This is a genomic window from Rhizobium sp. RHZ01 (assembly GCF_014851595.1).
GTDB classification, from domain to species: domain Bacteria; phylum Pseudomonadota; class Alphaproteobacteria; order Rhizobiales; family Rhizobiaceae; genus Rhizobium; species Rhizobium altiplani.
This window is the reverse complement of the sequence record NZ_JACUZZ010000040.1, coordinates 1-12,287: the sequence shown is the minus strand read 5'-3', so window position 1 is coordinate 12,287 and position 12,287 is coordinate 1. Positions and strand designations below refer to the sequence as shown.

Below are 12,287 nucleotides of genomic sequence, written 5' to 3'. Positions count from 1 at the left end.
TCGCCCTCTTGGGTAGCGTCCGGTAGGTTCCCGCAATTTGCTCAGCGCGCGGCTGTCCGGCCGGCATGTGTGACATGGCCGTGATCCTCTTCTGATGTTTGGATGTTCTTATTATGTTCTCTTTTGTGCCGGAGTCAACATTGAGATAACGGCGTAACGGAAACTCCTTCGGGTCTGACCCAGAGGCGAATTTCAACGCACTCGAAATACGGCATACCTGCAAGGGTATCGTGGGTTCAAATCCCACCCTCTTCGCCATAAAACGTATTTGATTTCATTGTTTTAAGATTGGACTGGTAGCGAAGGTCGAAACCTATCGCGCGCCGGATACGAAAGAAGCGGTTCCAGCCTGCACTGCCAACGTTTTTCAAGCTTGAGTTCCACTTTTGCTTAATTTTGGCAGAGAAATCTGTTTGTATCTCATGGATGGAAGCCAAGATCGGTTGACTCTCAAGAATTATGTTTTTCGGCGCTCAAAAGGCATTTGGCTGTAACGCATAGCGCTCAACGCCCCTTGAGTAGTGGAATATCACTATGATCAATTCCCTCCGCACGGAATCGACGCTGGCTGTTTGATCATGCCAATTGCCTCGGCATCGGCGGCACTGGCTCGCTACGATCAAATGCTCAAGGGAATGCACAATAGTGAGATCTTGCTTGCGCCACTCCGCAATCAAGAAGCCGTTGTGTCCTCACGTATGGAGGGCACCGTCAGCACGCGGATGAAGTGCTGCGATACGAAGCCGACCAAGAGGGAAGCGGTGACGGCTCTGGAGGACACTATCGCAACGAAGCGATCGAAGTCTTCCTATACGGACGTGCGCTAACCGCTGCGCACAGAGAAGTATCGAGCAGGGAGCACCTCTGTCCAGCTTTCTAATAAAAAGCGCCCACACGTCAATCGCGCGTAGCAGGCGACGCCTAGCCCGTTTGAAGCGCTGCCGATATCTCCGCAAGTGTCGCCTTCTCGGCGTCGCTGACGGCGACGCCGCCTATGCCCATGAAGCCACCCTCCTTGGAAGCCTCCGCCACTCGCTGGCTGATCTGGTATAGCCAGGCATTGACGGCCGCCGCATCGCCCGGAGCCTTGGCCTCGATGATCGCTCTGGCCTGCTTGATCACCTCGATGCACCTGGTCTTCATTTCGTCGGGTTTGGCGCCTTTGAGCTTCGCCTGCAATCCGTCTCGCGCGGCATCGCGTCCTTCCGAAGTTTCGAAATCGCCGACGAGCGCTAAGATCAGTGGATTTGCGTCGCCGGTCTTGGCTTGCAAGAGCGCGCTACTACTTGCAAGGCTCTCCTTGAGTGTGCCCCAGAGACCGCTCGGCTCCGCCGCAGTCACCGCGATGCCGGCCATCATCACGCTCTGCAGAAGGGTCTTCCACTCGTCTGTGGTGAACGTCGATTTGTCAGCCATGGCTGCCACTCCTTGCTCATTGGTTTTCGTCGGTACAATTGTCGGCGATCTCGCAGCTGTCACGCGGGCAGGGCGGCGAGCTTCGTCTTCAATGTGTCGATGGTGGGCTTCAGGATCTCGGAGACCCCAGGGATCGCCAAGACCTTGTCAAACAATCCGTTGAGCGTCGGTATCAGCGGGCTTACCAGTGCCGTAAGGGCGGCCCGCTGGCCAGCAGAAAGCTGTCCCAGCACGGCGCTGACCTTGTCGAGTTGGTTCCCTGCATCTTGCAGCTTTGGCAAGGCGGCGTTGGCTGAGGCTGCGTCGGTTATTCCGGTGACCGTCGTTTGAAGGCTGGCAAGGCTGTCCTTGACCTGCTTGCCGACGTCGATTCCGCCGACCGTCAAGCTCTGCTCGCCCGTGGCGACCTGGGGAGTAACTGGCTGGCTCTGCCGGCCGAGCAGATAGAAAAGCACGCCTGCAATAACCAAGGCGGCAATCAGCAAATAGAGCCAGTTGCGCGATGTGGGCGGTGCGGTCGTGGCCGCGCGTTGCCCGGCGCCGCTGATGGAGGAAACGGACGAGGCTGCGCTGCGTGCTGTTTGGCTGGCGGCCGCTGTAGTCGCTCGCGTCGTAGCGCCGAGCGACCCGAGCAGGCCAGCGCCGCCGAGTAGTTCGCTCATCCCCGACGGCAATGCAGCGGCAATATTGTCCTTCTGGCTCGCGAGCAATCCGGCGATGCCGTTGGCGCTGAGATCGCCGCCGCTGTGCTGGGCGAGGCCTCCCATGACAAGCGGCGCCAGCGTTCCAAGCAACGACCCGCTTGCATTCTGATCCAGACCAGAAATCTTGCCTATGGCATTCGCAAGCGCTCCGCCATCTTTGGAGCCGAACACTGACGAAATGATTTGCGAGCCGCTCTGGGCAAGCGATTCCGGGCCGCCCGCTGCGAGCATTCCAGCGATATTACCAAGCGATCCGCTCTGCTGTCTGGCCGCGTCGGCGATCTTCTGCGCCCCACCTGGTTGTGCGGCAATACTCCCAAGCCCTGCCAGAACTGCCGGCACGGCAGCACCCACAGCGCTCTGCACCTTGCCGCTATCGAGCCCCAGAGCTGCCGCGATACGCCCGATCACATCAGGCGTCAGCATCTGCATGACATAGGAAACAAGATTGCTGGCCATTGGTGCCCCTCCCCAAGATATCGTTGATGACTGCCTTTCTCTCCGAGCCATCTACTCGACGGCTTGGTGACAGGCTGCAAACGATTCGCGCTTCTCGGAGTTCGCCCCGAGACTTGGCTGTCAGAATTTCCAATCTACTTTTATTAGCATTTAAAGATATATTGCACCAGTTTGTATGTCGCTGGGTGGCTATTGTCGGGCGCGAAACCCATCCGACGCGGTCTAGCCAACGACGCAGTCCATCCTGATCGGCTCCCGCGCGAGCCACCTCGAAAAGCGCATCGATTATCGTGACGGGCAGGGCCCATGGCGGGATAATCCTTGGCACCGCCGAAGGACACGCCTGATCGACAACAGCTGTTGGAGATCACATGGCGTCGATCAGAAAGCTCAGGGGACGCTGGGAAGAACAGGTGCGCCGGCCCGGCAACAGCCCCCCCGCAAGTCGTTCGACGGTAGGCTCGAAGCCCAAAAGTGGCTAGCGATTCCGTCAGTCGCTCCCGGCAAGACGTGGGACTGCCTGAATTCAATCAAACAGGCTGCCCATTCGCAGGATCAGCTTTTTGTCGAAGAGGTGCCCCCTATCGAACATCCACTTCAGCGCCTGCGTGTTACTCCATGCGCGTTTGTAGGGGCGGACGCTCGTAAGGGCGTCAAACACGTCGCACACAGTGCATATACGAATAGGCAGACTCAATTGATCGGCTCTAAGGCCAAGCGGATAGCCGCTTCCGTCCAGGGCTTCATGGTGAAATCGACAGATTTCAAGAATCAGGTCAGAGACTTCTGGATATTGTTTAAGGAGCATGTAGCCGCGCTCGGGATGACTGCGTATGGCTTTGCGCTCCGCATCTGTCAGTTGTCCGGTCTTGTTGAGGATAGCGTTTGGTATCATCAGCTTGCCAAGATCATGTAAGAGGCCGCCTAGGGTCAGTTCCTTAATCGTTTCCTCTTCCAGGCCCGACAGGTGGCCGAGCCCCGTCATGAGCCCTCCAACCGCGAGCGAGTGCACGTAAGTTCCCTCATCCTTTGTCTTCAGCCGCGTGACCTCGACCAATAGATGGGGCGAGGCCTTTAAGGAGGCGGCTATGTGCCTGGCTGCGGGGGCGAATCGATCGATATCGAATTTCCCTAATTTGATATCTTCAAAACCGTCGCGCAAAATCCCGGTAACTTGAGATACAGTGTGCTGGATCCGCGTGCGCTCGTCCAGCTCCTGCACAGACTTGGGCTGGAGGTCTTCGTCCGCCTGTCGGAAAACCCGTAACCCACAATCGACCCTGCTCTTTACCCGGTTGACCAACACGTTTTCCGCCGACGAGGCGAGTATAGAACGCAGAGCGGAATCCGTTTCCAACAAGAAGCGTCGGCCGGAGAACTCCAAGTCCGAGCATTCTACCGATTCAATAAACATTCCTTTGCGAAGCATAGACTTCGGAATGCGCAAGATCACGCTTAACGACTCCTCATTGCTGATACTTTTCCCCTTTTAAGGGTATATCTAATATCTAATAAAAAACCTTTACGTGTTTCGATAGAAAGCTGCAGTTGCGGCAGGTTAAGCCGACCGGAACGAGGGGATATTCAGGCACGCTTGTCTGCTTACTGACGAGGCAAGGGCTCGTCGCAAGTGCAAAGGCGATACGTATCTTGAGACGCCGGGATAATCCTAGAGGCGAGTTGGCTTACCGGACGATGATTGGCTTGGGCCAGCAGGATATCGCTTCGTTCCGTGACGAGCGCTTGCCGAAGCGTTGTCTGCGTCGCGTGGCGACTGAGGCTCAGCTGGCATGCGTGTTTCTCCACAACTCTGTGGTGTTGCGGGCCAAGGCGTCACGCGCCCATTGAGCCCAGAGATCTGTGGGGGGCAGCCAAAACCACCCGCCAAGCTCGTCACCGACAACCTCTGACTTTCCGGCCGCGGCGCACGCTGCAGTAAGGAGGCAGATCCAGGCGGCCCGTTTCTCGTGATCCCTCTCAGCCAATACAGTGCCTACCAGTTCGAGGTTCTGCCATCCGATCGTGTGAAACAGATTTTCGAGAACGCCACTATCGACGGCGTGATCATACAGCCAATCGAACTTCTTGCGCTTGCCCGCCGCCGGCATTGCGAAGCGCGCTTCGGGTAAAAGAACCCCTAAGAATGCGTTGGGAAATGCTTCAACAATCGAGGCACCAATCCGAATTGTCCTTTCCACTGCAGTATTCCGGGCGACGAGATGCACGACCTGCTCCGCCGTCTCCGCTGCGGCACGCCTCAAGTCGCATCCATATCCATGATGGCTCAAGCCCGGCTTGCATCGCACTTGGAAGGAGCCACGAATGAAGATTCGCTCACAGAGACGTTCGAGACTGTCGGCCGAACCGAGAGGAACAAGAGGACCGTCGATTGCGATCACAGCGAATGTCGTCGCTGAGGGAATGTGCTGACTACGGCGCTGCCAGTCGGTGTATGTCTTTGTAGCTTTGAATGCTCCACCTTTGCTCCAAGCGATACCCGTCGTTGGTCGCGATCTCGAGAAGCCGACGTCGATACCCAGCAGCGCAATACCGTCTAAATCTACCATAGCCTCCCCGTTTGGTGTCCTGCACCACGCTAATCACTATGACCAGCCGCCCCATTGTTTCGACATCGAAAACATGATGAGTTCCTTAATGGCGAAAAACCAACTCTGGAAGGACAACCTCCCACGCTTCACGGCGAAGCGTGCCGCGAAATTCTTCAGCATTGTCGACCTTGCGCCAACAGATGATTGCGCCGACCTCGCCTCTAATGAACGACCCTTCAGGCGGACGGTAGCCCTGAGCCATCCGTCCGACAGTCACTCCGCCACCGACCCGGATCTCCCAACGTCCGTTGATTTCTATCAGTTGAACGGGATCACCTGTACGTATCCGCGCCAGCGCTTGATGGGCCGGATGGTTCGCCGCCTGCCTGCCCACCCAGGAAAGATCCACCATGTGCGGCTCTACGGTTTGATACTGCAAACCGCATTCTGACTGTGTAGCCTCATCTGAGGTGATCCTCCGCTCCACCAGGGTCGCTACGACTTCCTGCAATATCGGGTGCCGGTCCTGCATCGATACGATCGCCAGGCTGCGCTTCGCCCGTGTCATAGCGACGTAAAACAGCCGGCGTGGCGCGTCGCGGTCCTCCTCTTTCGATTTCCGATCCCAACCGCCGTCAAGGATAACTAGATCATCAAACTCCAGTCCCTTGGCACGATGCGCGGTCAGAAGCATCAACCCATACTGCTCTTGACGATTGTCTCGAATCCATTCGGCCAACAACTCGATGATGTCTATGACTGGAACCGCTTTGCCGTCGATTTCGGAGTCAAGTGCCGCGATACCTTCGGCGATCAGAGCCCACCAATCATTTGAAGGCTGTCTGGTGACAAAATCTTGCATGGCTTCAGCCGCAATCATCTTCGTTGGCTCGGCCTTGAGGAATTTGAGGAATTCTCGCACTTCCCGCAAACGCCAAAACGGAGGCATACCTTCGCTCGCGAGATGCACCGGCACACCACGCGCCTCACAATAGCTACGCACTGGTTCCAGGAGCCGCCATTCTCGTGCGATGATCGCCGCCTTTGACCAGGACCAGTCCGGCACCAGCTGCGACAGGCGGATCAGTTCATCGACGGCTGCGATGGCCTGCGCTGCAGGGGCTGGCGCAGTGCGCAAAAGCTGAACCCGGCCGTGCGCGACCGGATCCAATAACGCTAGTGAGCCGCCTTGTTGTGCCTTAGCCCGATCTCGATTGATCATGATGTCATGGCCGGTCTTCATCCGGTCAGGAGCTGGCGCAATCACACGATTGGCTGCATGGATAATCGCCGCTGTGGAGCGATAGTTCTCGGTCAGATAGCTGGGCTTGGCAGCGTAATCAGCCTCGAAGCGTCGGATGAACTCAATCGAAGCGCCGGCGAAGGCATAGATGTTCTGGTCGTCATCACCTACAGCAAAAAGGCTGAGGCGCTGGTCAGGGTCGTCGAGCGACCTGCCTGCCACGGCAGCGATCAGGGCGTATTCCTCGGGACCGATATCCTGATACTCGTCGACTAGGATCCAGCGATAGCCTTGAATTAGTGTTTCGCGGAGGGCTTCGGCTTCGACCTTCGGAAGACCTTCGCCTTTCAGCAGCGTGACGGCCTCCATCACTATCTTGTCGAACTCGTGCGGGGTATCGGCTTCGCCTGCAAAACTTGCTCCAACCAGTCGCATCGCGAGCGCGTGACAGGTCGAGACCGTTACGCTGTTCGCGTCGTCACCGATCAGCCCCTTTAATCGCTTGCGGATTTCGACTGCGGCATGTCGGTTATACGTCAGAACAAGAATACCGCGCGGATCTTCGCGTTTGACCCGCACCAGATAAGCGACGCGATGCACCAGCACTCGTGTCTTTCCGGAGCCTGGTCCTGCAAGGATTAGCACGTTCGTCTGTTCGCGATCATCGGCGACGATCTTCGACTGCACCGGATTACCAAGATCGTCCACGATTTGCCGCCAGCTTTCCGGTGTCGTTTGGCGGCGCAATTCGCCCGCTCGATCTGGCAACCAGCGCTTCAAGAAGGCTTCCTTATCCAGCTTGAAATAGTCCGCCGAGAGCAGCTCGGCGTCCTGCGTTGAGGTTAGGCCGCGCTCTGCATAGGCCGCCATGATATGTGTCTGGATGGTCTGCTCGCTGTAATGATCCTCGAGAGGCAAAAAGTCCTTTTGAGTAAATTGACCACCGCCGGGGCGAAGGTGGACGGTGATCGCTGGGCGGAAGATCGTCAGACCCCGGCCAAGTGTGATCACGCCTTGTTCGTGCATCCACATAAGTGCCCTGCCGAGCAACTTGGTCGCATCCCGGACCGAGCCCCTCAGGAAAACATCCCCCATGATTGCGGCTTGCATCTTGCCCATCGTGGTCTCAACCCTGAGATCTTTGCCGCGCGTGCCTTTCGCCACCAACCCTTCGAGATGCTGGAGCAAAAGCTCTGCACCGCGACGCCGGATTTCCGCCGTCCGGCTTACCATTTCCCAGGACCGCTGCAGCCGCACCAAGTAGGTGTTCCGGTTCGCTTTGCGCAGATGAATGTTGCCGCGCCCGCCTTCCTCATCGCGCCCATCCTGCGCCAAACTCCGCAGATGCGCCTCAATCAGGTCCGGGCGCGCCCCGACATGGCCCTGATCGCGTAGAATTTGACAGGTTGCTGCGAGAAGTAAGGGTTGCGCTTCGCCACCCTCTGCATCGGGCGACGCTTCACGCATCGCTGCGATCAACGCGGTTTCCAGGGCCGTAGCGATTTGGAAGCGCTGTTTTGATGCGCCCTCGACCCCGACATGAATAAAGATTGTAATGGCCGTGTCGTCGGTCGCGATACCAAGCGTCTCGAGATCGGACAAAGCCTTCCGAAGTGCCCCGCCTGTCAGACCGCTGGCTCCGGAAAGCTCGTCGGTCGAGACCCCGGCATCTGGAGAGGCTGTCATTAGATGCCGTACTAGGTCCAGAAGTTGCTTGCGCCGGCTTCCGACGAGCTCGGCCTTCGACAGGATCGCCTCGGCCTCTTCCATGGTGCGGATTCGCAGGGAGGAAGGAAAGACCTGCACCCGGTTCTCTTCCCGAGTCAGCAGTGTCGACTCTTCGAGCCAGGCAACAGCAGTTTTCACCCGCGTGTCATCAGTTGCGCTATCGCGTTCAAATTCCTGTGCTGTCTCTTCCCGCACTATTTCGCCTGGCGTGGCGACGACCTCGCCGCTAGATTTTCCCCGGGTATCGAGCCGTCGGAGAGCTTTTAAGATTGCGCCTATCTCATGCCGGGCCAGACGCGAGCGGGCGTTAAGGGAGAATTGCCGCTCGACATCCTCGGTATTGAACAGAAGCACGCAGATCGCGGGATCGCGGTCACGCCCGGCCCTTCCTGCTTCCTGCAGATAGTTTTCGAGCGAACCCGGAATATCACCATGCACCACGAGCCTGATATCGGGCTTGTCGATCCCCATGCCGAAGGCGTTGGTCGCTGCAATGACCCGCAGCTCACCGACACGGAAACGCTCCTGCACTTCCTGCTTGCGTTCGGGCGTCAAGCCGGCGTGAAAGAAGTCGGCGGCCAATCCCTGCTGCTGTAGGAAATCCGCGATACGCTCGGTCGCAGATCGCGTTGCACAATAAACAACCGCACCCGAAGCACCATCGCGTGGAAGGGCGCGTTCGATCGTATCGAGAATATCGGCTAGCTTGCGGTTACGATGGGTCTCTTGAACTTCGAAGGTAAGGTTCTCACGGGTTGCTCCGCCGTCGAGAAGGAGCAGTTCCACGCCAAGGCGAGACTGGAAGTGATCGCGGATATCACGCACGACTTCCGGCTTGGCCGTCGCAGTCAGGCAAACCACTGGCGCGGGCTCCTGATCGCCGGAGTATTCACGGATAAAGCGCGAGATGTAACGGTAGTCGGGTCGGAAATCATGTCCCCACTTTGAGACGCAGTGGGCTTCATCCAGGATCCAATATCCGATCTCCCGCTGCGAGAGGACCGACCGCACCGAGGGGCTACGGAGCTGCTCGGGCGAGATTAGCAGCATCGCAGCATCGCCCAGCCGCACCTGATCCAGCGCAGCATGGCGTTCCGGCATTGAGAGAAGCCCGTTGATCGTAACGCAGCCGCTGATTCCGTGCCGCGCGAGACCTTGAACTTGATCGGCCATCAGCGCGACGAGAGGCGAAATGACAACAGAAAGCGCGCCGATCTTGTCGAAGCGCGCCAACGCGGGAATTTGGTAGCAGACAGACTTCCCAGTTCCAGTAGGAAGGATACCGAGAACGGATTTACCCTCCATGGCCTCTGCAACAATGCGTTCCTGCGAGGGGCGCCCGGCATCGTCCTTTGGCTCCGGTCGAAAGCTGTCAAAGCCAAACCAGCGCGAGAGCGCTTTCCTCGGGTCGTTCTTTTCCCGGCACCAGTGGCAGCCTGGGTCGTCGCACGCGCGATCGCGGAGATGCCGAACGATCAGCGATGCCTCACGGAATTGCGCCCGCACCCAAGGCGGCATAACGGAATCCCCGCCTGCGACCGAAACCCACGAGAGTGCATATGCCATCGGCCACCCGAGCTGTGCTGAGGACAGACGGCTCAGTGTTTGCTGAATCCGCCAAGGGCAGGCGTGACCATCGAGCAGCTCCATCATCGCCTTCGTGGCCTGTTCCGCTCCAGGCCTAGGCGCTCTGCGCAAGCTGGCAAACAAGGCATCGAACCCGTCACTCCCCGGCATGCAGGTGGTCAGGTAGTGGTAGGCGATAAGAGCGGCAGGCGTCTCCTGCGCCAAGGTTGCAAAGGCTGCGAGCTGGTTGGCCAGCACCTCGAAGACGAGGCGCGCATCCAGCTCCGGATCGTTAACATGTCCTGCTTGCAACCGCCCGTCGTGATGGTGCTTGACCAAACGGTGATATGGATTGCGCGGAAAGGCCAGGGGATTTAGCCAAAGTGTATCAATTGGCTTTGCTGCTAACTGCGCGAAACGTGGCCTCACGGCTCCGAGATGTGGAAGATCAAATCTTAGTATGTTGTGGCCAAGCAGGAAGTCGGCTTCGGAAGCGAGGCCCTCGAGACCGTCAAGCGCGGCTTCGCGATTTCCGCTTCGGAAAACCACCTTTTGGCCCTGGGAACGAACCGCGGCAAAGGCGAAAATCTTGGCTTGGCCCGGATTAACCTCAAGGTCGATCGACAGGCAACGGCTAACGAGAGAATCATCAATGTGACTGATCTCGACTCCACCCATGCGTCAGTCTTCCACCCGCGACATCAACATCCTGATTTTGCGAGATAAGCACGACGGACGAGCGCACGCTAGAGGTGAGAACATGCGACGGCGGCTCCACCCGGGAAGGTGTGTTCCGCGTAACGCCGATTTCGCAGTCTTCCGTCGTCCCTGCAGCCGCGAGGCTTCCCGCACACAAAGACCGTAAGACCTTGATTGACTGAGTAATTCATGCCTCTATTCAGGGCGCAACGGCAGAAAAAGGGAACGGGCACTGTGCGAATGAATTCCACTCGGGTCGGACCTGGCTATCCGCAGCTCGTCGTTCTCTTCGGTGCAACGGGCGATCTCTCACGGCGCAAGCTGCTGCCGGGGCTGTTTCATCTCATTAAGGCCGGCTTCATCCCGGGGTGCCGCATCGTCGGCGTCTCACTCGACGAGATTGATGCCGATGGTTTCCGCGCCATCGCACGCGAGTCGCTGAATCAATTCCTGACTCGCAAGTTCACGGAGGCCGAATGGGAAGATTTCTCCGCTTCGCTTGACTATGTCTCGCTCTCTGCCGGCGCCGGCGTCCTGAAGGAAGCGGTGAAGCGGGCAGAGGAGGCGCTTGGGCCGGAGACGCGGCGCGTGCACTATCTCTCTGTGCCGCCGAAGGCGGCGCTTCCAGCCGTGCAACTCCTTGCCGAGGCCGAACTGGTCGAGCGTTGCCGGATTATCATGGAGAAGCCATTTGGGACGGACCTTGCCAGCGCTGTGGAACTGAACACGAAACTGCACGAGGTTTTCGACGAGAAGCAGATTTTCCGTATTGACCACTTCCTCGGCAAGGAGCCGGCACAGAACATTCTGGCTTTCCGCTTCGCCAACGGCCTTTTCGAGCCGATTTGGAACCGTAACTTCATCGATCACGTGCAGATTGACGTTCCGGAGACGCTAGGGCTTTCCACTCGCGCCGCCTTTTACGAGACGACAGGCGCCTATCGCGACATGGTGGTAACTCACCTCTTTCAAATCCTCGCCTTCATGGCGATGGAGCCGCCCACGGCTCTGGAGCCGGCGCCGATCTCGGAGGAAAAGAACAAAGTGTTTCGCTCCATGCTGCCGATCGAGCCGCGCGACGTGGTCCGCGGCCAATACATCGGCTACCGCAAGGAGCCCGGGGTCGATCCGGAGAGCGACACCGATACTTTCATCGCCTTAAAATGCGCCATCGACAACTGGCGCTGGGCCGGTGTGCCCTTCTTCCTGCGTACGGGAAAGCGCCTGGCCGAGGGTCAACGCATCATCTCGATCGCCTTCCGAGAGCCACCCAAGTCGATGTTTCCGGCCGGTTCGGGCGTTGGGGCACAAGGGCCGGACCACCTCACGTTCGACCTTGCCGATGCCTCAAAGGTCTCCCTGTCCTTCTATGGCAAGCGGCCTGGCCCTGGCTTCAGGCTCGACAAGCTATCGTTGCAGTTCGCCATGAGCGAAACCGGATTGATCGGCGAAGTGCTCGAGGCCTACGAGCGCCTGATCCTCGACGCCATGCGTGGCGATCACACGCTGTTCAACACCGCCGAGGGCATTGAGCGATTGTGGGAGGTCTCGCAACCTCTTCTGGAAAACCCACCGCCAGTGCGCCTCTATGATCAGGGCGGTTGGGGCCCGAAATCGATCCACCAACTCATCGCCCCGCATGCCTGGCGCCTACCGTTCGAGCGAGCCTGGCGAGATTCGGCCAAGGAGTAACCGGCATCCTTGCCGGCATGCATATCGGGGCGATCAGATTGTCATGGAGCTCTTCGCCACCGGCGAGGTCCAAGCTTATTGATTGGCGCAGCCTATCGCGAACAAGTCGATCGTGAAGAACTCGCTTTCAGGCAGGTTGTTGCGGCATCGGTCGGCTCTGGAACGTGAGGAAGAGTGCGGCGAACAGACACAAAAGTTGCCTGAACCATCGCAGCAGGAGGGAGAAGTTGT

Annotated in this window: 7 protein-coding genes; 2 read left to right on the top strand and 5 right to left on the bottom strand. The window is 58.3% G+C overall.

The genetic code is table 11. The features are described from left to right. The first annotated feature begins 578 nt into the window (after positions 1-578). The gene (locus IB248_RS32010; protein ID WP_312867264.1) at positions 579-827 is read left to right on the top strand and encodes a Fic/DOC family N-terminal domain-containing protein; all 249 of its coding nucleotides are present in this window, start codon (positions 579-581) and stop codon (positions 825-827) included. A 94-nt stretch (positions 828-921) separates the two neighbouring features. Here the strand turns inward: IB248_RS32010 and IB248_RS28450 are convergent, their stop codons facing one another. From IB248_RS28450 to IB248_RS28430, 5 genes are all read right to left on the bottom strand, one after another. Beyond that, a complete protein-coding gene (locus IB248_RS28450) occupies positions 922-1,416 on the bottom strand; it encodes a hypothetical protein (RefSeq protein ID WP_192242017.1) in 495 nt (164 codons plus the stop codon). Between the two features lie 59 nt (positions 1,417-1,475). Further along, entirely contained in the window at positions 1,476-2,579 is a 1,104-nt protein-coding gene (locus IB248_RS28445) for a DUF937 domain-containing protein (protein WP_192242016.1), read from the bottom strand. 526 nt (positions 2,580-3,105) lie between these two features. Next, positions 3,106-4,032 (bottom strand): HD domain-containing phosphohydrolase, encoded by a 927-nt coding sequence (locus IB248_RS28440; protein ID WP_192242015.1) that lies wholly within the window; start codon positions 4,030-4,032, stop codon positions 3,106-3,108. Positions 4,033-4,360: 328 nt separating this feature from the next. After that, entirely contained in the window at positions 4,361-5,146 is a 786-nt protein-coding gene (locus tag IB248_RS28435; RefSeq protein ID WP_192242014.1) for a DUF429 domain-containing protein, read from the bottom strand. An 85-nt stretch (positions 5,147-5,231) separates the two neighbouring features. After that, positions 5,232-10,343, bottom strand: a complete 5,112-nt coding sequence (locus IB248_RS28430; protein WP_192242013.1) for a RecQ family ATP-dependent DNA helicase — start codon at positions 10,341-10,343, stop codon at positions 5,232-5,234. Between the two features lie 261 nt (positions 10,344-10,604). Here IB248_RS28430 and zwf point away from each other — a divergent pair, with 261 nt between their 5' ends. Then, positions 10,605-12,056, top strand: a complete 1,452-nt coding sequence (gene zwf / locus IB248_RS28425) for a glucose-6-phosphate dehydrogenase (protein WP_018859150.1) — start codon at positions 10,605-10,607, stop codon at positions 12,054-12,056. The last annotated feature ends 231 nt before the right edge of the window (positions 12,057-12,287 follow it).

What these genes read in the sequence shown, in the direction of transcription:
- IB248_RS32010 (WP_312867264.1), top strand. Translation starts at nt 579, where the DNA reads ATGCCAATTGCCTCGGCATCGGCGGCACTGGCTCGCTACGATCAAATG.
- IB248_RS28450 (WP_192242017.1), bottom strand. Translation starts at nt 1,416, where the DNA reads ATGGCTGACAAATCGACGTTCACCACAGACGAGTGGAAGACCCTTCTG.
- IB248_RS28445 (WP_192242016.1), bottom strand. Translation starts at nt 2,579, where the DNA reads ATGGCCAGCAATCTTGTTTCCTATGTCATGCAGATGCTGACGCCTGAT.
- IB248_RS28435 (WP_192242014.1), bottom strand. Translation starts at nt 5,146, where the DNA reads ATGGTAGATTTAGACGGTATTGCGCTGCTGGGTATCGACGTCGGCTTC.
- IB248_RS28430 (WP_192242013.1), bottom strand. Translation starts at nt 10,343, where the DNA reads ATGGGTGGAGTCGAGATCAGTCACATTGATGATTCTCTCGTTAGCCGT.
- zwf (WP_018859150.1), top strand. Translation starts at nt 10,605, where the DNA reads ATGAATTCCACTCGGGTCGGACCTGGCTATCCGCAGCTCGTCGTTCTC.